General features: G+C 26.1%; 18 protein-coding genes. 15 read left to right on the top strand and 3 right to left on the bottom strand.

Features of this window, described 5'->3' with window-relative positions; translation table 11 throughout:
* Window positions 1-7: 7 nt before the first annotated feature.
* Together sufB and sufC are read right to left on the bottom strand one after the other, a co-directional pair.
* Complete coding sequence (gene sufB, locus AWT63_RS02145) at window positions 8-1,420, bottom strand: Fe-S cluster assembly protein SufB (RefSeq protein ID WP_068268058.1); 1,413 nt, start codon at window positions 1,418-1,420, stop codon at window positions 8-10.
* Window positions 1,421-1,432: 12 nt separating this feature from the next.
* Complete coding sequence (sufC, locus tag AWT63_RS02140; RefSeq protein WP_306459960.1) at window positions 1,433-2,212, bottom strand: Fe-S cluster assembly ATPase SufC; 780 nt, start codon at window positions 2,210-2,212, stop codon at window positions 1,433-1,435.
* A 332-nt stretch (window positions 2,213-2,544) separates the two neighbouring features.
* Here sufC and AWT63_RS02135 point away from each other — a divergent pair, with 332 nt between their 5' ends.
* The 15 genes from AWT63_RS02135 (at window position 2,545) to argS (ending at window position 24,972) form a co-directional block, all read left to right on the top strand.
* Window positions 2,545-4,089: a hypothetical protein gene (locus AWT63_RS02135; RefSeq protein WP_068268053.1), complete on the top strand. Its 1,545-nt coding sequence runs from the start codon at window positions 2,545-2,547 to the stop codon at window positions 4,087-4,089.
* A complete protein-coding gene (locus tag AWT63_RS02130; RefSeq protein ID WP_068268049.1) occupies window positions 4,058-8,374 on the top strand; it encodes an AAA domain-containing protein in 4,317 nt (1,438 codons plus the stop codon). The genes AWT63_RS02135 and AWT63_RS02130 overlap by 32 nt, the downstream gene beginning before the upstream one ends.
* 127 nt (window positions 8,375-8,501) lie before the next feature.
* Window positions 8,502-9,542, top strand: a complete 1,041-nt coding sequence (locus AWT63_RS02125; protein WP_068268047.1) for a LacI family DNA-binding transcriptional regulator — start codon at window positions 8,502-8,504, stop codon at window positions 9,540-9,542.
* The gene (locus AWT63_RS02120) at window positions 9,539-10,489 is read left to right on the top strand and encodes a sugar kinase (protein WP_068268046.1); all 951 of its coding nucleotides are present in this window, start codon (window positions 9,539-9,541) and stop codon (window positions 10,487-10,489) included. Before AWT63_RS02125 ends, AWT63_RS02120 begins: the two co-directional genes overlap by 4 nt.
* Complete coding sequence (locus tag AWT63_RS02115; protein WP_068268044.1) at window positions 10,490-11,119, top strand: bifunctional 2-keto-4-hydroxyglutarate aldolase/2-keto-3-deoxy-6-phosphogluconate aldolase; 630 nt, start codon at window positions 10,490-10,492, stop codon at window positions 11,117-11,119.
* An 83-nt stretch (window positions 11,120-11,202) separates the two neighbouring features.
* Window positions 11,203-13,095, top strand: a complete 1,893-nt coding sequence (locus AWT63_RS02110; RefSeq protein ID WP_068268042.1) for a polysaccharide lyase family 8 super-sandwich domain-containing protein — start codon at window positions 11,203-11,205, stop codon at window positions 13,093-13,095.
* Between the two features lie 18 nt (window positions 13,096-13,113).
* The gene (gene kduD / locus AWT63_RS02105) at window positions 13,114-13,884 is read left to right on the top strand and encodes a 2-dehydro-3-deoxy-D-gluconate 5-dehydrogenase KduD (RefSeq protein ID WP_068268040.1); all 771 of its coding nucleotides are present in this window, start codon (window positions 13,114-13,116) and stop codon (window positions 13,882-13,884) included.
* 20 nt (window positions 13,885-13,904) lie between these two features.
* On the top strand, window positions 13,905-14,741 hold the full coding sequence (gene kduI, locus AWT63_RS02100) for a 5-dehydro-4-deoxy-D-glucuronate isomerase (RefSeq protein WP_068268038.1): 837 nt from the start codon (window positions 13,905-13,907) through the stop codon (window positions 14,739-14,741).
* A 15-nt stretch (window positions 14,742-14,756) separates the two neighbouring features.
* Window positions 14,757-15,662: an ABC transporter permease gene (locus tag AWT63_RS02095; RefSeq protein ID WP_068268036.1), complete on the top strand. Its 906-nt coding sequence runs from the start codon at window positions 14,757-14,759 to the stop codon at window positions 15,660-15,662.
* Window positions 15,663-15,673: 11 nt separating this feature from the next.
* The gene (locus tag AWT63_RS02090) at window positions 15,674-16,552 is read left to right on the top strand and encodes a carbohydrate ABC transporter permease (protein ID WP_068268034.1); all 879 of its coding nucleotides are present in this window, start codon (window positions 15,674-15,676) and stop codon (window positions 16,550-16,552) included.
* Window positions 16,553-16,609: 57 nt separating this feature from the next.
* Entirely contained in the window at window positions 16,610-18,127 is a 1,518-nt protein-coding gene (locus AWT63_RS02085) for an extracellular solute-binding protein (RefSeq protein WP_068268030.1), read from the top strand.
* A 77-nt stretch (window positions 18,128-18,204) separates the two neighbouring features.
* Window positions 18,205-20,619 carry a polysaccharide lyase 8 family protein gene (locus tag AWT63_RS02080; protein WP_068268028.1) on the top strand — a complete coding sequence of 805 codons (2,415 nt, stop codon included), beginning with the start codon at window positions 18,205-18,207 and terminating at the stop codon, window positions 20,617-20,619.
* A gap of 1 nt (window position 20,620) precedes the next feature.
* Window positions 20,621-21,811, top strand: coding sequence for a glycoside hydrolase family 88 protein (locus AWT63_RS02075; RefSeq protein WP_068268027.1), 1,191 nt, complete (start codon window positions 20,621-20,623; stop codon window positions 21,809-21,811).
* Complete coding sequence (locus AWT63_RS02070) at window positions 21,811-23,151, top strand: hypothetical protein (RefSeq protein WP_068268026.1); 1,341 nt, start codon at window positions 21,811-21,813, stop codon at window positions 23,149-23,151. The genes AWT63_RS02075 and AWT63_RS02070 overlap by 1 nt, the downstream gene beginning before the upstream one ends.
* Window positions 23,152-23,256: 105 nt before the next feature.
* Entirely contained in the window at window positions 23,257-24,972 is a 1,716-nt protein-coding gene (gene argS, locus AWT63_RS02065; RefSeq protein WP_068268024.1) for an arginine--tRNA ligase, read from the top strand.
* Window positions 24,973-25,017: 45 nt separating this feature from the next.
* On the opposite strand, the gene AWT63_RS06090 is transcribed toward argS, so the two are convergent.
* On the bottom strand, window positions 25,018-25,185 hold the full coding sequence (locus AWT63_RS06090) for an arginine deiminase family protein (RefSeq protein WP_269431477.1): 168 nt from the start codon (window positions 25,183-25,185) through the stop codon (window positions 25,018-25,020).
* Between the last annotated feature and the right edge of the window lie 23 nt (window positions 25,186-25,208).

Below are 25,208 nucleotides of genomic sequence, written 5' to 3'. Positions count from 1 at the left end.
AATTCACCTACCCTATTGTTCCTTCAAGTTCTATTTCTATAAGTCTATTAAGTTCAACTGCATATTCTAATGGCAATTCTTTAGATATAGGTTCAACAAATCCTCTAATAATCATAGCTTTTGCTTCATCAGCTGTTAAACCTCTTTGCATTAAGTAAAAAATAGCATCATCTGAAATTCTACCTATAGATGCTTCATGTCCTATATCAATATCATCAGTATTAACAACAATAGTAGGTATAGTATCGGATTTCGACATGTTATCAAGCATTAATGATTCACATTCAGCAGTAGATTTAACTCTTTTTACACCAGGTACAACTTCAAGTAAACTTCTATAGCCAGCCCAACCGCCATTTTTTGATATTGATTTAGAATTAACTTTTGAACTTGTGTATGACGCTGCATGAATTGTTTTACAACCTGTATCAAGATATTGACCTGCTGCTGCAAATGTAACACCTGTGTATTCACATCTTGAATGTTCACCTTTTAATATACTTAATGGATATAACATTGAAACCTTTGAACCGAATGAACCTGAAATCCATTCTATGACACCGTGTTCTTCAACAATAGCCTTTTTTGTATTAAGGTTATACATATTTCTTGACCAGTTTTCTATTGTAGAATATCTAAGTCTTGCTCTTTTACCTATATATAATTCAACAGCTCCTGCATGTATCACATTTTTATTATATTTTGGTGCAGAACAACCTTCTATGAAATGCACATCTGCATCATCTTCAACTATTATTATTGTATGTTCATATTGTCCAGCCTCTGGAGCATTAAGTCTAAAGTATGATTGTATAGGTTTTTCTACTTTAACTCCTTTGGGGATATATAAAAATGTACCTCCTGACCAAACAGCAGCATGTAGTGCTGCAAATTTATGATCATCTATAGGTATAAGCTGCATAAAATATTTTTGTACTATATCAGGATATTTTTTTATCGCAGTTTCAATATCTGTATATATTATTCCTTGTGCTTCCAATTCTTTTGATAACTTATGGTAAACTACAGATGAATCATATTGAGCTCCAACTCCACCTAGAGATTTTTTTTCAGCTTCAGGTATACCAAGTCTATCAAATGTGTTTTTTATATATGAAGGAACATCGTCCCAATTATCTGACATTTGTTTTGCATTTGGTTCTAAGTAATTTATTATATCATCAATATCAAGATCCGATAAATCTGCACTCCAAGTAGGCATAGGTTTACTGTTAAATACTTTAAGACCTTCTAAACGTATATTTAACATCCATTCAGGTTCTTGTTTTTTTTCTGATATTTTTCTTACAATATCTTCATTTAAACCTTTACCTGTGGAATATTTTGCGTCTACTTCATCTTTAATATCGTAAACTCCTCTTTCAATATCGGCAACGTAAGTTCTTTTTCTTTCTTCCATAGATATACCTTTCTATTTCTTGAATTGTTCAAATCCGTTTTGTTCAATAAAGTTAATTAATTCTTTACCACCACTTTTTACAATTTTTCCATTAACTAATATGTGTACAAAATCAGGTTGTAAATATTCTAAAACCTTATCATAGTGTGTAATTATTATCATTGACGAATCATCTCTTTTAAGAGATCTTATACCTTCAAATACAGTTTGTGTAGCATCTCTATCAAGACCTGAATCTGTTTCATCAAGTATTGCGATTTTTGGCTCTAAAACTGCCATTTGTAGTATTTCATTTTTCTTTTTTTCACCACCTGAATAACCAACATTTAAGTGTCTGTCACAGTATGAAGGATCTATGTTTAATTCTTTCATTTTATTTACTAAATATTTTTTAAATCTTGTAAAATACTGTTTTTCTCCACTTACAGCTTCTTTTGCTGCTCTTAAAAAATCTTCTAAAGTTAATCCAGGTATTTCTTCAGGATATTGAAATGATAAAAATATACCCGCTCTAGCTCTCTTATCAACACTAAGTTCTGATATATCTTCACCATCTAATATTATTTCACCTTTAGTTACTTCATAATTAGGATGTCCTACAAGTACACTTGCAAGTGTTGATTTACCTGCACCGTTAGGTCCCATTATTACATGGATTTCACCACGATTAATTGATAAATTTATACCTTTTAATATTTCTTTTTCTTCTACTCTTGCATGTAAATCTTTGATATCTAATAATTTCATATAAATGTAGTATGATAAAATACCATACTCTCCTTTCTTATACATCTAATTTAGTAGTATTTATATATTTGTAATGATTACAATTAAATTATATAGTTATATACTTTGATTGTCAAATAGTTTTTAAGTTAAAAATGTAGTTTATAAAATGAGTAAATAATCAGTAAAATTAGTGAAAAAATATATTTGTGAAATAGGCTCATTTATTTAATTTTATAGATGGAAATAAAAAAAGTGGGCAAATAAAAAAAAGAGAAAATAAAAGGCATTGTAACTTATAAGAAAGTCCATTTTGAAAAGGTCTTGACACACACACACACACACAGTGATATTATAAAAAAATAATGAAATAAATTAAATATTGGGAAGGTAAATGTATGTGGGTAGTAATTTTTTTGCTTGCAATAATATTTTTATTATGTAAGGTACTTGTTGAAAATCAAAAAAAATTAAAAATTAAACAAATAATAGAAGAATATGATTTGAAAATTGAGAATAAGTTAAAGCCATTAATTAAAATATGTGATAAGAAAAATATTATATTATTACATGAAAATAAAATTATAATATATGATTTTAATTTTAATGAAATATTTGCACACCCTTATAATACAGTAATAGAAATAAATAAAATAATATCAATAAAAATTTCAATGTTTTTTGAAATTGTTTATGAAGATGAAAATGGTAAAGAAAATAATGTAAAAGTAAAATTATTTAATAATGAAAATTTTTATAAATGTCAGACATTAATTTATGAGACAGTCAAACAATATGGTGAAGCAAATATCTTATATTATATAAATGAGGAATATATTAAATTATATGATGATAAACTTCTAATAAAAACAGGTAATAGAAAAATAAAAAATATAAAATTAAATGAATTAGAAAAATTTCAAATAGTAGAAAAATCATTTATGTATGAATTGTACATTTATTCAAAGAATGCAAAGGATGTATTAAATATTTTAATAGGGTATATTCCATATATTAAATATTTAGAAAATAAAATTTTTAATGAAAAAAATAAATACAATTTGATAAATAATGATTTAGTAATGGTATTATTGGGTATTGATAATTATTTAGCGGTTTATAAATCAGAAATTCATATAAAAAGTAGAAACAACAGTTCATATGTAATAAAAATACCATTAATCAAAATAGTTAAATTAGAAATAATCGAACAAAAATTAAAAAAATATTTAAAGATCATTTGTAAAAATGAAAATAGTGTTTATGATCTTGAAACATTTGAAGAATATACTGTATCTTTTAATAACTTAGCTGTTATAAATGAATTACTTATGGAATTAAAACAAAAAATTGAGAATAAAGATCAAAATTTTTATGATGTAAATTATAACGTAAATCAAGAATCAAATGAGTTAATAGAATCTGAAAGTTTGAAAGAAAATTTCACATGGGAATTTGATGAATTGATGCAATCTGAAGAAAATGACAATAATAATGAGCAGACTTTTTATGATATAGATAGAGAGTTAGAATTGGAATCTGATGAATCAGAACATTTTGAAACAGATGAAGAAGATGATGATGATTTTGAAACAGGAGTTAGACAGGAAATAGAAGATAATAAGAAAGATATTAAAATAGAAATATTAGAAGTAACTTTAAAAAAATTAAATTTAGAAATAGTTAATTATAATTTAAATTATGATGAAGATTCTATTTCATTTATATTTGAAATATGTTCAACATCTAGTGAAATTGACAAGAAAACACTTGATTATTCTGTGAAAGTTAATTTATATGATGTAAGTGGCAAAATCATTGATTCATCAAGTGCATATATAGGTGATAGTTTTGAAGGTTATGATGTATTTAAAGTTGATTTTTATAATGTAAAAACAAGCAGAGTAAATAATGCAAAAGTATACTTTAGTAAAGGATATTGATAGTAGAAATAAAATGGAAAATAAAGAAAAAGCAATTCATTTATTTGAATTTACAAAACAACTATATAAACAAAAATATTCTCAAATATATGTAATTGAAAAAGAAGAATGGTATGAATATATAAATAATAAGAATAATGAATTAATAAATTTTAATTTTGAAGATGATATGATAAAACCTATAAAATTAGCTGAAGAACCTCCAGTACCAAATGAATTAAAAAAATATGGAATAAAAACTCCAAATGAAACAATAAATTCAGATTTATATAAAAATAATGGAATATTGAAAGCTATTTTTGCCAAATGGAAATTGGAATATAATAATTGGGAAAGTAAGGTAAAAAATCAAAAAAAATGTTTGTATTTTTTTAATAAATTAAAGGAAAAATATAATTTTTTAGAAAATGAGTCTGAACGTTTTGAATTAGTTGTGGGTAATTTATTTATAAAGTATTATGATAAGATAGAATATCCTTTATTAACAAAAAGAATTTTAATAGATTTTGATGCGAAAAAAAGTATAATTAGATTACAACAAACAAATTCAAATATTGAGTTTAATGATGGGATACTACAAGAATTTGATATCATTGATAATGTAAATAATTTGAAAAAATTAAAAGAGGACATAAAGGAAAATTTAAATAATATTTTTGATCAAAACTTAGTAGATTATATCCGTGGTTTAAAAAACATATTAAGTGAAAATTGTGAAATATATTTAAAGCCAGTACTTTTTATAAAAAAGAAAAACCAAGGTATAATACGCTCACTTGAAAATATTATAGAAGATATAAAAAATAGAAAAGATTTACCTAATCCAATACAACGTTTAATAGAACCAAATGTTATTAGTAAAGATGATGATTATGAAGAAAAAACTTTAAATCAAAAGCTGTTTGAAATTGGTGGAGAATCACAAGAAATTTTATTATATAAAGAAGCAAATAGAGAGCAATTGGAAATAATAAAGCAAATAGAAAAAAATGATGCAATTGTTGTTCAAGGACCGCCAGGTACTGGGAAAACACATACTATTGCAAATCTTATAGGATATTTTTTATCACAAGGGAAAAATATACTAGTTACTAGTTATACCAAGAAAGCTTTAAGTGTTATAAAAGATAAGATACCAAGTAATATACAAAGTTTGTGTGTTTCATTAGTGGATGACAATAATGATGAAATGGAAAAATCAATTAATGGAATAAGTGACTATGTATCTAGACATAATAAAAGAAAATTAATTGAAGAAATAAAAGAGCTAGAAATTATTAGAAATAATACATTTAAAGAAATACAAGATATAAGAAATAAAATTTATTCAATTAGACAAAAAGAAAAACAGACTATAACTTATTTAGGGACAGGGTACAGTCTTCAAGAAATAGCAAAATTTATAGGTGATAATGAAAAAAATGTACGTCATATTATACCTGGAGAAATTAAAGAAAAAGACATACCTATTCCAGTAACGTTGGAAGAACTAGAATATGTTTATTCTTTAAGTGATGGTAGTGAAGAGTGTTCATTACCTGATATTAATTATGTCATATCTCCTGAAAAATTTGAAGAAATACAAAATAATATTCAGAATTATGAAAAAGTGAAAAACGAATTTAATAACAAATTAAGTGAAATTTTAAAAACTAAAGTCAATTTAAAGTTACCTGATTTGACAAAATATAAAATAGAATCAATGGTTAAGTTAAAAAAACTTGTTAAAATGTTTGACTATAATAATCAGCAAAAATGGGAATATAATTTAATAAGAGATGGCTTTAATTTAAATGGATTTGGTAAACACTGGATAGATTTAATTTCTGATATAAAACAAATATATGAATATACTATTAATAATTCTAAAGTGCTTATAAATAACAATTTTGAACTTTTGCAAAAAGAGATAAATTATACAGAGCTTATAAAATCATTAGATGACAAATTCAATTTTTTTAATTTACTGAATAGTTCTAACAAAAAATGGTCTAAAATAATAAAAATTAATGGAAAATCTCCAGAATTACCAAAAGATAAAGAAAAAATAAAAATATATCTAAACTATAAAATGAATTTAGATAAGTTAAATTTACTATGGACAAATAATATAGCAAATAATGGAGGACCTGATTTTGAAAGCTTAGGAGTAAGACCTGAAGAAACAACTTACAATTATATTGCACTAATTGAAAAATATTTATATTGGTATGAAAATGTAGTATTACCGCTTATTAAGGAATATAAAATAGATTTTAGTTTTATAAGAAAAAATATTCCGGATAATAGTGTTTTTTGTGAGATTTTATTTGAATATATTCATAGTGTCATATCAAAATATATTGATTTTGTATATTCAAATAAGGAAATGGGAAAAAGTAAAGGATTGTTATCAAATTATAAATCCTTAAGTTGTAATGAGCTTTTTGATAGTTTAGTATCATTTAATATTGAAAAATATAAAACAGATTATGAAAATTTAAAAATTAAAAGCGAAAAATATAATAATGTTAAAAGAAAAGAAATAATATCAAAAATAAGAGAATATGCACCTGATTGGGCATATCAAATTGAAAAAAATGAAAATAAAAAACAAGAAATATTAGATAATTTTGAAATAGCGTGGAAATGGAAGCAATTTTGTAAAATTTATGATGAAATTGAAGCTGAAAATGAGCAAACGTTATTAGATGAAAGTAATAAAAAGAGCATAAAATTAAGGAAAATAACATCAGAATTAGTTGAGAAAAAATCTTGGTTATGTTTAATAAAAAATGCTGAACAAGATTATGCAAAATTTTCTGCTTTAAATTCTTGGAAAACTACAATAAAAAAAATTGGTAAAGGTACAGGGAAAAAAGCTGCATCATTAAAAATAGAAGCTCAAAAATTAATGGTAGATTGTCAAAAAATTGTTCCAGTATGGATTATGCCAATAACAACAGCTTTAGAAAATTTAAAAGTTGGTGAAAATAAATTTGATGTTGTAATTATTGATGAAGCGAGTCAAGCTGATATTTCAGCTCTTTCAATTATGTATTTTGCAAAGAAGATAATTATTATTGGTGATGATGAACAAGTAAGTCCAGATGCTGTTGGTGCAAAAGTGGAATTATCTGAAAAAATATCTAATTTACATTTAAAAAATATAATCCCCAATAGTCATTTATATGACTTAAAAACATCTATATATACAATAGGTAGTCTATATTTTAGAACATTAAAATTAATTGAACATTTTAGATGTGCTCCAGAAATAATAGGGTATAGTAATATGCTGTCATATAATGGAGAAATAAAACCATTAAGAGATATAAGTGATTTAAAAGTAAAACCAGCTACGATAGCATATAGAGTAAATGGTAAACGTAAATTAACTCAAAAAATAAATGAAGAAGAAGCATATAATATAGTTGCATTAATGATGGCGTGTTCAAATCAAAAAGAATATGAAAATATGACATTTGGCGTTATATCTTTATTAGGAGATGAACAAACAACATTAATTCAGAAATTAGCTGATCAGTATATGGGATATGAAGAATGTTCGAAAAGAAAATTATTATGTGGAAATCCATCATATTTTCAAGGTGATGAAAGAGATATAATTTTTATTTCTCTTGTAGATAGTAACGCTAGTGAAGGACCAGTAAGAAAAACGACTGAAGGGACAGAAAATAGTACTAAAAAACGATACAATGTTGCTGTAAGTAGAGCAAAAAATCAAGTGTGGGTTGTACATTCTTTTGATTCCAAAAATGATTTAAAAGAAGGTGATTTAAGAAAAAGTTTAATAGAATATATGGATAATCCAATCAATAGTCTAGTAAAACAAAATGAAATTAAAATAAAATCTGATTCACCTTTTGAGGAAGAAGTGGCAACAAATTTATATACAAATGGATATAACATAGTACAGCAATATGAAGTTGGAGCTTATAGAATTGACATAGTTGTAAAATATAAAGATAAAAAAATAGCTATTGAATGTGATGGAGAAGCTTATCATAGTGGTGAACAAAAGTTGTTAGAAGATATGGAAAGACAAACTCTTCTTGAAAGATTAGGCTGGACTTTTATTCGTATAAGAGGAAGTGAATATTACAGAAATAAAGAATTAACTTTAAAAAGAGTTAGAGAAGCATTATCTGGTTATGGAATAAATCCAGAACTTTTAAGCTCAAATGAAAAAATAGAAACTCAAGAATTAAAAAATAGAGTTATATTTTCAGCAAGCCAAATATTAAGAAAGATAAGTATAAATAGAAGTTATTCAGATATTTAATATGTTATAGGGTAAGATAAATAGTCTTACCTTTTTTATTTTAAAATTTAAAAATTTTTTCTTGTATTTTTACAATATCAAGGTATAATACAAGTGTAACGGTTTCTAAGAAAAGGAGGAATGCTTAATGAGTGTTACAATAGAAGATGTTGCAAAGAAAGCTGGTGTATCAAAAACAACAGTTTCAAGATATCTGAATGGAAAATATGAATTTATGTCAAAAGAAACCAAAAACAGAATTGAATGTGTAATAGATGAATTGGAATATGTACCTAACAGTATGGCAAGAAGTTTGAAAAACCAAAATAGCAAAATAATAGGTTGTACAATTGCAGATATTGAAAACCAGTTTTCAAGTTTCATATTTAAAGGTGTTAGTGAAGTTTGTAAAAAACATGGATATAGGGTTTTAGTTGCTGAAATAAATGATAATGAAGATGATGAAAGAGAAGCGATAGAATCGCTTATGTCATATAATATTGATGGATTGATAATAAATACAACGGGAAGTAATGATGAATATTTAATAAATTTAAAAAAATCAAATAATATTCCTATAGTTTTAGCAGATAGAAGTATTGCTGAAAATAATGTTCTTGATACGGTAACAAGTAACAATTATGAAGCGACTTATGAATGTATGAAACATTTAAAAAAACAAAATTATACAAAGGTAGCGTTTTTCACATATGACATGACAAATAATAGCGTTAAAATAAAAAGATATGAGGCATATTGTCATGCTATGAAAAAACTATTTAATTTAAATCCAAAAGATTATACATATATTTTAAAAAATAAAAGTTTGGTTAATTATGATAAAGCATTAAAAGATTTTATAGAAACTAATAAAAATGAAAATATAGCGATATTTACAGTAAATGGAGTTATTTTACTTGAAGTTTTAAAAAGTTTAAAAAAATTAAATTATGATATAGAAAAAGATGAAATAGGTATTTGTAGCTTTGATGATTGGGGTTGGGCTGAGTTAATAGATAAAAAAGGGATAACTACAATTAGTCAAAAATCATATGAATGCGGTGTGAAATGTGCAGAATTGGTTTTTGAAGGAATAGAGTTTCCAAATAAACAAGTTGATTATTTAGAAATACCAGCAAAATTAATTGCTAGAGGTTCTACAAAAAAAAGAGAGGTTAAGAAAAAATGAAAAAGGTAATGCTTATTGGAGAGCCTTTGACATTGTTTATAGCAAACAAGGTTGGAAATTTAGAAGATATTACTGAATTTACTAGAAAAGTTGCCGGAGCTGAATTAAATGTTGCAGTTGGGCTTACAAGATTAGGGTATAATGCGAAATATCTTACAAATTTAGGTGAAGATCCATGTGGGAAAAGTATAATAAAATTTTTGAAAAAAGAAAATATAGGTACTGATTGTATAAAGGTTTTAGATGGTGAAAAAACTGGCGTACAATTAAAAGCGAAAACAACAAGCGGAGATCCTGAAGTTTCTTATTATAGGACAAATACGGCTGCTTGTAAAATATCTGAAAAAGATATAGAAACTGTAGATTTTAAAGAAATTGATTTACTACATATAACAGGGATACCTCTCGCAATATCAGAAAGTTTTAAAAAAGCGATTATCTATGCGATAAAAAAAGCAAAAGAAAACGGTGTTATTGTAACATTTGATCCTAATATTAGAATTAGTATGTGGAAAGATAAAGATCAAATGAAAAAAACAATAAATGAAATAGCTATAATGTCTGATTATTTTATACCAGGGATATCGGAATGTGAGTATTTAATTGGTGAAAAAGAGATAGATAAAATTTCTGAAAAATATTTTTATATGGGTGTTAAAAGAATTATAGTAAAAGATGGCTCAAAAGGTTCATATTATATTGATAAAAATAGTAAAATATTTGAATCTGGTTTTATAGTTGATGAAGTGGTTGATACTGTAGGTGCAGGAGATGGATTTGCAGTTGGTATAATAAGTTCAATATTAGAAAATTTAAGCGAAAGTGATATGCTTATAAGAGCAAATGCGATAGGTGCAATTCAAGTTATGAATGAAAGTGATAATGAAGGGTTGCCTACATATGATAAATTACAAAAATATATACAAAATACAAAAAGGAGAAAATAGATGAAGGAAGCAGTTTTAAAAAAAATAAAAGATAATATTTTAGTTGCAGTAGTTCGTGGAAAAGATGATGAAGATGCTTACGAAATATCTAAAAAAATTATAGCAGGTGGAATAAAAACAATAGAAGTTACTTTTTCAACACCCTATGCAGACAACGCAATTGAAAAATTAAGTAAAGAATATTTAAAAGACAATGATGTAGTTATTGGTGCTGGAACTGTATTAGATGAAATAACAGCAAGAATAGCTATATTAAGAGGGGCAAAATTTATTGTATCTCCACATCTTAATACAGAAATTTCTAAAGTTTGTAATAGATATGCTATACCTTATTTACCAGGTTGTGGAAGTGTAACAGAAGTTTTAAATGCAATTGAAGCAGGTTCAGATGTTGTTAAATTATTTCCAGGAGCATTACTTGGACCTTCATATATTAAAGATGTTAAAGGACCTATACCTTATGCTAAAATGATGCCTTCAGGAGGAGTTAGTATAGATAATATAGATGTTTGGCTAAAAAATGGAGCATACGCTGTAGGTATAGGAAGTGCTTTGGTAAAAAATGGGCATGATAATATATCGATTGAGACAAAAAAATTCGTTGATAAAATTAAAAGTTTAAATTTATAGTTGACATATTTAAAAATCAATATATACTTACAATGTAAAACGGTTTATAAAAAAATATATAAATTTATGTAAGGTTTTAAAATATGGATTTAGAAATAATTAGCAAAAGAAAAAAGTATTTAATAGATGAAAAATCAATTTTGACAGATAAATTAGAAAATAATGCACAAATAGCAATTGAAAATCTTAAAAATCTTGATAATTTATCTGTTAATGATATGAAATTGAAATATAACTCAATACTTGATGTATGTAAAGCTTATAGTTCTTTTGGAACGAAATATTTTAATAAAGAAGAAATTTTAAAATATATAGTTGATAAAATTAAGACTATGAGAGTTAGATATTATAACTTATCATCTGTAGAACATACAAATTGGTGGCAATGGGAAATAGGAATACCGTTACTTTTAAATGATATTTTTGTTTTAATTGGAGATAAATGTATTGATGAAATGAAAAAGAATTTGGAAGTTTCACATTATTTTCAAAGTGATGAAAGATATTCAGGTAATAATCCTGTTGCGATACATCCGACAAATAATCCGTTTAGAGAATCTACTGGAGGTAATAGAGTAGATACAGTTAAAATCTCTTTTTTAAGAGCAGCTCTTTTAAAAGAAGATTTGAAAAAACCACTTAAAGCTTTGTCTGTTGTTTGGAATTATAACTACGAAAACGGTACACTAAAAGATGGGTTTTATAAAGACGGTTCATTTATACAGCATGATACAGTACCATACAACGGGACATATGGAAATGTGCTTTTAATGGGAATCAGTGAAATTTTATATCTTATATCCGATACACCTTTAATAAGTGAATTATCATATATTGATGAATTGATTAATATAATTTTTAATTCATTTGAACCATTTTTCTATAATGGAATTTTTCCAGATATGTTAAGCGGAAGGGCAATTGATAGAAAAGATAGTAGTGATTATAAAATTGGACATATGATAATATCGTCTCTACTTATTTTTAATGAATTTTTAAAATCTGGTGAACATAAAGAGAAACTTGAACACTTTATAACCAGAGAAATAAAAAACAACAAAGTATATGATTTTTTTGAAAATGAAAATTCAGCATTTATTTATGAGCTAGGGAAAAAACTTTTAGACAAAAATATAATTGTGAAAGAATATGAAGATAATATCAAAATTTCTAATACAATGAGTAGAATATTTATAAGAAATGAAAATTTTTCAATAGGAATAGCAATGCATTCAGATAAAGTTTCCAATTTTGAAACTATGAATGGTGAAAATGAAAAAGCTGGTTTTACCGGTGATGGAATGTATTATTTATATACAAAAGATGGTGATTTAACATATCTTAATTATTGGAATAATGTAGATCATAAATTTATAGCAGGAACTACTGAAATATTTGAAGATGAAATACCCACTACTGTAAGACTTTCAAAAAACACAAAATTTGCAGGTAGTATAAAATATGGATATAAGTCATTAACATATATGGATTATTACAATTACAATGATAAATTGCATTCAAATAAGTTATGGATATTTTTAGAAAATAAATTATTATTTTTAGAATATGGAATAAATAATATTAATAATACATATACGACAATAGATAACAGAAAGTATACAAAACTTCCTGATATATACATAGAAAATGAAAAAATTTCATATGAAATTAATAAAAAATATGTTTTGTCGGGAAATATGATAAGAGTAAATGATATAATTTATGAATTTATAGAAAAAGATTTAGTGTATTTTACTGTTTTTAAAAGAGATATATATTATTTTGTAACTATATATAATGAATATACAAATAAAAATAAACTTGTTTGGTTATTAAACTTAACTAAACAAAAAAATGATGAAAATATAGAAATAGAATATATTGATAAAGGTGTAAAAGTAAAACATTTATGTGATACTTTTATACTTAAAGAAAATGAGTACATAAAAATAAATGAGAATAAATTAAATTTTTAAATAAAAGGAGGACTATGTATGACTGAATACTTAAAAGACTTATTTTCATTAGATGGTAAAATTGCAATTGTAACTGGTGGGAATACAGGTTTAGGACTAGCATATTCAAAAGCTTTAATGGAAGCTGGAGCTAATATATTAGTAACAACATTTGATGATGATATAAATGAAATAAAAGAATATGCAGATAAATTAAATAAAAAAATTGTTTTTGTGAAAGGTGATTTGACTAAAAAAGAAATTAGAAATCAAGTTATAGATACTTGTTTAAAAGAATATGGAAAAATTGATATTTTAGTTAATAATGCAGGAACAATAAGAAGAGCACCTTTACTTGAATATAAAGAAGAAGATTGGAATGCTGTAATTGATATAAACTTAAATTCTTTATATTTCCTATCACAAAGTGTTGCAAGAGTAATGGTTGAACAAGGTCATGGAAAAATAATAAATATAGCATCAATGCTATCATTTCAAGGTGGAAAATTTGTACCGCCATATACAGCAAGTAAGCATGGTGTAATGGGACTTACCAGAGCATTTGCAAATGAGTTGGCACAACATAATATACAAATAAATGCAATAGCTCCTGGATATATAAAAACAGCTAATACAAAGCCTATAAGAGATGATGAAAAGAGAAATGCGGAAATACTTGGAAGAATACCGGCAGGTAAATGGGGAGAAGTATCAGATTTAATGGGAGCAGTAATATTTTTATCAAGTAAAGCATCAGATTATGTGAATGGGCATACATTAGCGGTAGATGGAGCTTGGCTTGCAAGATAAAATAAGGAGAATTATAAAAAATGAAAATTGAAGTTAGACACAGTGTACATCCTGAAGACTCAAAGGGATATACTACTGAAAAATTAAGAAAAAATTATTTAATTGAAAAATTATTTGTTGCAGATGAAGTTAATTTAACTTACTCTCATATAGACAGAGTAATAGTTGGAGGAATAACACCTGTTACTAAAGAACTTGAATTAGGATATACAAAAGAATTAGGAACTGAATATTTTCTTGAAAGAAGAGAACTTGGTGTAATAAATATAGGTGGAAAAGGGAAAATAATTGTTGATGATGAAGAATATGAAATGAAATCAAGAGACGGGATATATATAGGTCAAGGAAATAAAGTTATAAAATTCGTTTCAGAAGATAAAGAAAATCCTGCTAAATACTATGTTGTATCAGCATCAGCACATACTAAATATCCAACAGTAAAAATAGATATATCAACAGCAGAACCTTTAAAATTAGGAAGTCCTGCAACTTCAAATGAAAGAACAATTTACAAATATATAAATCCAGCTGTTTGTAAATCATGTCAATTACAAATGGGAATGACAATTTTAGAACCAAATAATGTATGGAATACTATGCCTTGTCACACTCATGAAAGAAGAATGGAAGTTTATTTATACTTTGATATGGATAAAGATTCAAGAGTATTTCATTTAATGGGAGAACCTAATGAAACAAGACATATAGTTATGGAAAATGAACAAGCTGTTATATCACCTTCTTGGTCTATACACTCAGGAGTTGGAACATCAAATTATACATTTATATGGGCTATGGCAGGAGAAAATCAAGAATATACAGATTTAAAAAATATTAAAATGGAAGAATTAAAATAAGAGGGAAAATATATAATGTCGAAAAAAGTTAAATTTAATAGAGATCAAATAGAACTTTATTTAATACTACTTCCTTTTGCTATTTGGTACATATTATTTATGTTTAAACCTATGTATGGTTTAGTAATTGCGTTTAAGGATTACAATTTATTTAAAGGTATATCAGGTAGTGATTGGGTTGGATTATTAAATTTTAGAGAATTTTTAACAAGCCCAGAATTTTATCAAACGCTAAAAAATACATTAATGCTGAATTTATATAGTTTAGTATTTGAATTTCCTTTTGCTATATTGCTTGCATTAATGTTAAATGAAGTTAAAAATAAAATATTTAAACTGTTTGTACAAACAGCATCATTTATTCCGTACTTTATAGCAATAGTTGTTGCAGCAGGGATAGCAATAAATATTTTATCTCCAAGTACTGGGGTTATAAATGTAATGCTTGAAAAAATAGGGTTACAAAAAGTATATTTTTTATCAAAACCTGAATATTTTAGAGGTATTTTTACAGGTCTTAATATGTGGAAAAATACAGGGTTTAATGCGGTTATATATTTAGCAGCTTTAACATCTGTAGATGAACAACTTTATGAAGCAGCTAAAATAGATGGAGCAGCTAAATTTGATCAATTATTACATATAACATTACCAAGTATATTACCTACAATAATTGTTATGTTGATCTTAAAAATAGGAAGTATGCTTAATATAGCATTTGAAACAGTATTATTATTATATCAACCTGCAACATATTCAACTTCAGATGTAATAAGTACTTATGTATATAGAACCGGTGTATTACAACAAAATTTTGGACTTGCAACTGCGGTAGGAATATTTAATGCAGTTGTAGCGTTAATATTAGTTTATTCTGCAAATAGAATAAGTAAAAAAATATCTAATTTGAGTTTATGGTAAGGGGTATAAATATGAAAATTAAAATGAGTACAGATGAAAAAATATTTTATACTATAAACTATATTTTATTAACAGTATTAGCAATAATGTTTATATATCCAATACTTTTTGTGTTTTCAGCGTCAGTAAGTAATCCATATTTGCTTGAAATAGGAGAAGTAACTTTTTTACCTAAAGGTTTTAATTTTAATTCTTTCTTTGCAGCAGTTAAAATTTCAGGTATATGGAGAGCATATGGAAACTCTGTGTTTATTACTTTAGTTGGAACAATAGTAAATATGCTTTTTACGGTGAGTGGGGCCTATGTTTTATCAAAGCCTGAATTAAAATATAGAAAAGTAATAATAATGTTAGTCGTAATGACTTTATGGTTTGATCCAGGATTAATACCTAGATATTTGAATTTTAGAGATTTAGGATTAATAAATACATACACTGGACTAATAATAGGTTTTGCAGTTAATACATTTAATGTAATAATATTAAAATCGTTTTTTGAAAGTATACCAAAATCACTTGAAGAATCTGCAAAAATTGATGGAGCATCACAATTAAAAATACTTACAAATATTTATTTACCGTTATCAACAGCAGCACTTACAACAGTTTCATTGTTTTATGCTATATCAAGATGGAATGGGTATTTCTGGGCGATGGTTTTATTAACAGATGATAATAAAGCACCATTACAAGTATTTTTGAAAAAACTTATAGTTGAAAAAAATACAGCAGGAGAGGCAGCACAATTAATATTACCTGAAAGTTTAACATCTCCTCAAAGTGTTATTTATGCTGTCATTGTTTTATCAATAGTTCCTGTGTTAATACTATATCCATTTATACAAAAATTCTTTAGAAAAGGTGTAACTTTAGGAGCAGTTAAGGGTTAAGAGTAATAAAAATAGTAAAAAAATAAAAGGTTAAAATATTATAGGAGGAGAAAATTTATGAAAAAAGTCTTATTAGTTGGATTATTTTCAGTTTTAGCAGTTATCGGTTGTAGTAATAAATTGGGAGCAAATAGTGAAAGAGAAACTACAATTTTTGCAATGCACTTAGGAAAGGCATTAGATCCTGAGTTACCTGTTTACAAAAAAGCTGCTGAAAAAACAAAAATTAAATTAGTAAATGTGGCTTCAAAAAATCAAACTGATGAAGTTCAAGCATTTAACTTAATGTTATCATCAGGGAAATTACCTGATATTATCGCATATGAATTAACAGCAGATCTTGAAAATTTAGGAATACAAGGTGGATTAATTCCTTTAGAAAAATTAATTGATAAATATGCACCAAATATAAAGAAATTCTTTGAAGAAAATCCTAGATATAAAAAGGATGCTGTAGCTGTTGATGGACACATTTATATGATACCTAATTATTATGATTACTATAATTTAAGAGCATCTCAAGGAAACTATATTAGAAAAGACTGGTTAAAAAAATTAAATTTAGAAGAACCTAAAACAGTTGAAGATTTATATAATGTATTAAAAGCATTTAGAGAAAAAGATCCTAATGGAAATGGTAAAAAAGATGAAGTACCTATTTTCTTTAGAGCAAATAATGTAAGAAAAGTTTTAATGCCACTTACAGATTTATTCAAAGCTAAAGTAACTTGGTATGATAAAAACGGTGTACCTGCTTATGGACCTGCACAAGAAGAATATAAAGATGCTATGATACAACTTGCTAAATGGTATAAAGAAGGTTTAATTGATAAAGAAGTATTTACAAGAGGTATGACTTCAAGAGACTATATGCTTTCTAATAATTTAGGAGGATATACTAATGACTGGTTTGCAAGTACAGGAGCATACAATGGTAAATTAGCAGATAAGATACCTGGATTTGATTTTTCTGTAATTTTACCTTTAGTTTATAAAGGAAATAATAAAACTACATTTAGTAGATCAACTCATTTAGGTGGTTGGGGAATATCTTCAAGTGCTAAAAATCCTGAAGAATTAATCAAGTATTTTGATTTCTGGTTCTCAGAAGAAGGAAGAAGATTATGGAACTATGGTATTGAAGGAGAAGATTATACTTTAGTTGACGGTAAACCAATATTTACTGATAAGATATTAAAAGATTCTGAAGGAAGAAATCCTTTATCTGTATTATATACAATAGGAGCACAATTTAGATTAGGTATGTTCCAAGATGCAAATTATGAAAAACAATGGGCATCTAAAGAAGCATTAAGTGCGATGAACTTATACATGGAATCAAATGTTATAGAAGATTTATTCCCTGAATTAAAATACACTCAAGAAGAATCAAAAGAATTATTAAAAATAGAAGCACAAATGAGAGCTTATGCTGAAGAAATGTCTCAAAAATGGATACTAGGAACTTCAAGTGTTGAAAAAGATTGGGATTCATACATTAAGAGATTGAATGAATTAGGTTTAGGAAGAGCAAATCAAATAATGAAAACTGCTTATGATAGATTTAATAAATAAAAATATACATAAGGCATCAAATTATTGATGCCTTTTTTAAAAAGTATACTTTAATATAATCGATGGAAAGGTTTATTATGAAAAAAATTTTATTTTTCAGTTTTATATTCAGTACTTTAGTTTTATTTGGTACTGAAAATAAGAAAATAGATATTTCTATAACTAAAAATGAAAAAAGTACAAATGTTAGAAGTAATGCTAAAATAAGCGATGTAGAGCATATTAGACTTAAATTTAAAGAGTTTATTACTAAAAATCCAGAAGGTATAGTTTTAAAAAAATTAACAGAAGAAGAAGCTGAGGAACAATTAAGACTTTTAGATAAAAAAGTTGAAGATTTATTACTTAAACTTGACATAAATAGCAACGAATATGTTTTTTCACACTTGAAAAACTTAAAAAATGAAGCAGTGTTAAGAACTAATTTTCTTGAAATTGTTAATATGTGTAAAGCTTATGAGTTTTTAGGTAGTAAATATTATAAAAATTCTGAACTTAAAGAAAGAATTATAAAAGCACTAACTATACTTAATAAAAATTACTATTATGTAGGTGGAAAAGAAACTGGAAACTGGTGGCAATGGGAAATAGGTATACCAAAAGCTATAAATGAAATATTTGTAATAATGGGTAATGAATTGCCACAAGAACTAAAAATGAAACTTTTAAATGCTTCATCATACTTTCAACCTGATGCTAGATATTCAGGTGCATCTGAAGGGGCAAAATATTCAACCACTACTGAAAAAAGATTAAGCACAGGTGGAAATCGTGCTGATACTGTACATATTTCATTTTTAAGATCAGTTTTATTAAATGATGAACAAGGTATAAAAGATGCTACATCTGCCATGTCACCTTTATTTGAATATGTGAATGAGGGAGAAGGATTTTATGATGACGGTTCATTTATTCAACATGGATCAGTAGCATATAACGGAACATACGGGACTGTACTGTTGTCAGGTTTGAGCCAAGTCATATATTTAAGTGGAGGAACAAAATTTGAAATAAAAAATGAAAAAATTTCAAATATATATGAATCAATAGTAAATGGATATAATTATTTATTAATTAATGGTGGAATGAATGACTCTGTAAGTGGAAGAGCAATATCAAATGACACTGACTTAGAAAGAGCAGTTAATTTTTTACAGGCTATAGCATTAATTTCAGAAGGTGCTGATAAAGAAGACAAGGGGAAAATACAATCATTAATAAAAAGAGTTTTAATTGAAAATAATAGTTATAATATACCGGAAAAAGTAAAAAATATAGTTACTAGAGCAATACTTGTAAATATATTAAAAGATAAAAAAATAAAAGCTGAAAAACTAGTTGGTAGTAAAATATTTAGTAACATGGATAGAGCAGTTCAATTTGGAAATAAAGGTGGTAAGGTTCTTATATCCATGCATTCTAATAGAGTAGCTAATTATGAAACTATGCTTAATGAAAATGTAAAAGGCTGGCATACAGGTGACGGTATGACATATATTTACGGGAATGATTCAAAAACATTTAATGAATACTGGCCTACAGTAGATATGCTTATGTTACCTGGAACAACAGAAAGTGATAAAGAAAGAGAATTAAAATCAGGTGAAAGAAGAGCTATACCTGCTCTTAATACTTGGGTAGGTGGAGCAAGTAATGGTAAATATTCTTTTATAGGTATGGATTTTATCTCACATAATGATAAAACAAAAGCAAAAAAATCTTGGCTTATGTTAGGTGATGAAGTAATAGCAATAGCTTCTAATATTACAAGTGAAGATGGAAAAATTGTTACAACTATAGATAATAGAATATTAAATCATAATAAAAAAGTGTTTGTAAATGGACTAGAAGTATTTGAAACACAAAGCATACCAAGTGTAAAAGGAACATGTATAATATTTAAAGATGAATATTTAAATGAAACTATAGGATATAAATTTATAGATATTCAGAATGCACAGGTATCATTTGAAAGTAGAATAGGTTCATATAAGGATATTGGTGGAAAATCAAAGGAAAAAATTGAAAAACAATATTTCAAACTATCTATAAATCATGGACAAAATCCACAAAATATGAAATATGCATATACTATTTTGCCTATGTTTAATGATTATGAAATAGAGGACTATAATTTAGAAAATATTAATATACAACAACTAGATGAAAATATTCATATTGTTAGAATTAAAAACAAGAATTTATTAGCAATAAATATGTGGAATGATGAAGCAAGTTTAAGTACTGATGGGATGCATATAAAAGGGCATCTATCAGTTTTAAAAGTTAATAAAAAAGACGGTATAGAACTTACTTTAAGTAACCCTACACATTTAATGCCAAATACAAAGGTAATATTAGAAGGTAAGTATAAATTATCTAAGGCTAATGAGAATGTTAAAATATATTCAGAAGATAATAAAACAATTTTAGAAGTTTATTTAGGAACAAATGGGAAATCAGTAGTATTAAATTTGAGAAAGGAAATGTAATATGAAGTTAAGCGAGGAAGCAAAGACGAAATATTCAAAAGAATATGTACTTGAAAATGAAATAATATATTCTGCATTACATAATGCTTTAAGTAAAATTGATAAAAATTTAAGCTCATTTATAAATCAATTTCCAAGACCTGCAAGTGTTAATAATATCTATCCTGGAATTTTAAATGGTGGAGAATGTGATGACTGGACAAGTGGATTTTGGACAGGAATATTATGGTTAGCTTATGAAATAACAAAAGATGAAAGATATAAAAGCGTTGCAGATTTTCAACTTATTTCATATAAAGAAAGAATAGAAAATAAAGTTGCAGTAGATCACCATGATTTAGGATTTTTATACACTCCATCAGTTGTTGCAAATTATAGAATAACGAAAAGTGAAGTTGCAAAATATACAGGAGTTCTAGCAGCACAACATTTAATTACAAGATTTAGAGAAAAGGGTGAGTTTATACAAGCTTGGGGAAAATTAGATGAGCCAAATGACTATAGATTAATAATAGATTGTAATTTAAATGTACCTTTACTTTTCTGGGCATCAGAAGCAACAGGAGATAATAAATATAAAGAAATTGCACAAAAACATTTAAATACAGCTGCAAATGTTGTAGTTAGAGAAAATGGTTCAACTTTCCATACATATTATTTTGATTATGATACAGGTAAACCTAAAAAAGGAGTAACGGCTCAGGGAAAATCTGATGATTCAACTTGGGCAAGAGGTCAAGCATGGGGAGTATATGGATTTGCATTAGCATATAAATACTTAAGAGATGATAAATTTATTGATTTATATAAAAAGGTTACAAATGTATTTTTAAGTAAATTACCTAAAAATAATGTTTGTTATTGGGATTTAGATTTTGATGATAGTTCAAATGAACCAAGAGATGCTTCATCAATTCCAATTGTTGTTTGTGGAATTTTAGAAATGGCAAAATATCTTCCTAAAGACGATGAAGATCAAAAAATATATATGAATGCAGTAAAAATTATGATGAAATCGCTTATCGAAAACTATACTACAAAAGACATGGACTATTCAAATGCCTTACTTAAGGAATCAGTTTACAGTAAACCGCATAATATAGGTGTTAATGAAAGTTGCATTTGGGGAGATTACTTCTATATGGAAGCTCTTGTAAGACTTTTAAAACCTGATTGGGAGGTTTACTGGTAATGAAAAAACTGATATTTTTACTACTAATTCCTTATGTATCATTTGCAAGTGGTTTTGTAAAATATACCGGAGAAGGGCAATTTAATTCTTTTAAGCCTGACATATTAAAAAATCATAAACAATTTCATAATTTTGATTTTAGATATGATATTAATAAAGATATTTATGTAGGTGGAAGAACAGATTTATTTTTTAATAATATATATGCTTTTGGTGAATACAAAACAAAGAGAGTAGGAATTAATACAGTTGGAATAAAAGCTGTTATACAACTTGCGGGTAAAAACGGATCAGAATATAACAATACAATTGGTAGAAATGCAGGAGACATAACTCTAGCTGTTAAAGACTATTTTGCATTAAATAATACATATAATGTTGTTGATGTATATTACAAATCTCATTATGGTATATATCCTAAAGAAATTGGAGCTCAGATTTATTCAAAAATAGATAAGATAAAAAATATAAGCTTTGAAGTAAAAGCAAATGCTTTTTATGAGTTTAAAAATAATTTTGATGAATCTTATACTAAGTTTAAACTTGAAACTAAAGCAAAAAAAGAACTTGATAAAATAAAAGCAGATAATAAAATAGCTAAAGCAAAGAATGCTGAAATAAAAAAAATATCTAATGGTAATAATAATACCGATATAAAATCGCTTATTGATGAATGGAAAAGTAAAGCGGAAAAATATCAAGGAAGCGAAAAGGAAATATATTTAAGTTTCTTAAATGATACAAAAGAAATAAAGAAAAAGTTATGTGAAAAATTACCAGATGATTTAAAAAAATATAAAGATGATGACTTATTTTTAAATGAGGCATTAAAAGAATTATTGTATTCTACATATAGCTCTTGTACAAACCAAGATGCACTAAAAAAAGCTTTGCTAAACAGTACTGATAAATTATATAAAGTTGACTCGAAAGATTTTATTAATAATAAATCATCATATGGTGCAGGTGTAGAATTTAAGATGACGTATAGACCTATTGAAGCTTTAAGTATTATTTCTGGAATGAAAATGAAATTTAAAAATGTAAATTATTATGCTAAATCTAATTTAGTTGAAGTTTCAGGAAAGGAATTTACTTATTCGATAGAACCTAATATAACTTTTAAACATACAGCCAGAGTTAATTCATTTACTTTTGACAATTCTGTTTATTTTTCATATGAATATAATGGTAAAAATAATTTTAAAATGATACCTGAATCAAGCATAAAATATGATTTTTTAAGAAACTTTATGCTAAAAGTATCTGCAAAAGCAATAGTAAATAATTTAAGAGTATCAACATTTAATGTTAGTGGACAAATGGAATATAAATGGTAATAATATCACTACCTAATTTTGTTAGGTAGTGTTTTTGTTATAAATACTTGAAAAAATGGGAGTAAAATTGTATAATGTAAAATAAAATTAAAAAAGGAGGAGCTTATGAAATTATTAATTAATCAAGTTTTTGATGTGCTTAATGATAATGTTAAAAGAATATTTAATTTAGAGCTTGATTTAAGCGATATTCAAAATTCTACAAAACCAGAATTTGGAGATTTTCAATCAAACTTTGCAATGACAAAATCAAAGAAATTAGGTCAAAATCCACGACAAATCGCTACTACTTTAATTGATAGCTTCAACGGACAAGATATTATAGAAAAAATAGAAGTTGCAGGACCGGGATTTATAAATATATTTGTAAAAAGTGAAGTATTAAATCAAAATATAGATAAAATAGGTAAAGAAAATTTTGACTATGGAATTGATAGTAAAAAAACAGTTGTAATTGATTACTCATCTCCAAATATTGCTAAAAGAATGCATGTTGGGCATTTAAGATCAACTATAATAGGAGATGCACTAAAAAAAATATATAGAGAACTAGGATTTAAGGTATTAGGTGATAATCATATAGGAGATTGGGGAACTCAATTTGGCAAACTTATAGTTGCATATAATAAATGGCTTGATAGAGAGGCGTATGAAAATAATGCAATTGAAGAACTCGAAAGATTGTATGTTTTATTCTCAAATGAATCTAAGCTTAATCCAAGTTTAGAAGAAGAAGCAAGAGAAGAACTAAGAAAAGTTCAAATTGGAGATCCTACAAATCTTGCATTATGGAAAGAATTTATAACTTATTCAATGAAAGAATATGATAAAGTTTATAGTAGACTTGATATTGAGTTTGAATTAGTAAATGGTGAATCATTTTATAATGATATAATGCCTCAAGTTTTAGATTCGCTTAAAGAACAAAAAATAGCAGTTGAAGATAAAGAAGCTTTAGTTGTGTTCTTTAATGAAAAATATAATTTACCACCTTGTATAGTTCAAAAGAAAGATGGAAGCTTTTTATACTCAACATCTGATTTGGCAACTATAAAATATAGAAAAGATGCACTTGATGTAGATGTAGCCTTATATGTTGTTGATGAACGTCAACAAGGACACTTCAAACAAGTATTTGCAATATCTGAAATGATGGGTGAACCATATAATTATGAAAAACATCATACTTATTTTGGAATAATGAGATTTGGAGATGGAGTAATATTTTCATCAAGAGGTGGAAACGTAATTCGTTTAATAGATTTATTAGATCAAGCTAAGTCAGAAGTTAGAAAAGTTGTAGATGAAAAAAATCCAGATTTAAGTGAAGCAGAAAAAGATAATATATCTGAAATTATAGGTGTAGGTGCAATTAAGTATTTTGACTTAAGTCAAAATAGAACATCTCCTATATTGTTTGATTGGGATAAGGTGCTAAGCTTTGAAGGAAACACGGGTCCATATTTACAATATACATATGTTAGAATTAATTCTATAATGAATAAATTAGAAGATTCATTCGATAAAGGAAATAAAGTGCTAGTTGATGGTTCTACAGATATTGAAAGAGAGTTATCTTCAATGATACTTAAGTTCCCTACAGCAGTTATAAAAGCATATGAAACAAATAAACCAAATCTTATTGCAGACTACATATTTGATTTAGCTAAAAAGTACAACAGTTTCTATAATTCAACAAAGGTACTTACTGCTGATACAAAAGAATTAATACAAAGTCGTGTACTTTTATCTGAAAAGGTAGGTATGATTTTACAAAAAGGATTAGCATTATTAGGAATAAAAACAGTAAATAAAATGTAAAATGGTGAATTTTTTCGCCATTTTTTTATATGAAAAGATAGATTGTTATAAAACATGTAGAGTTTGAGTAAATACAGTATCTAAATGCATAAATGCTCTAGATTCAGCGATTCTAAAAGCTAATATTTTTTTAATATTAGAATTTTGTTGATCGAATAGTAATTTTTTAGCTGCTAAATCAATAGCTGCTGCTTCAGTTCTTTGAGAAACTATTTATGCTTATTATATTTTCCACT

Origin of the sequence: Caviibacter abscessus (assembly GCF_001517835.1) — a bacterium.
In the GTDB taxonomy this organism is placed as follows: Bacteria; Fusobacteriota; Fusobacteriia; order Fusobacteriales; family Leptotrichiaceae; genus Caviibacter; species Caviibacter abscessus.
The sequence above is the reverse complement of the archived record's forward strand: the minus strand, read 5'-3'. Positions and strand labels throughout refer to the sequence as shown.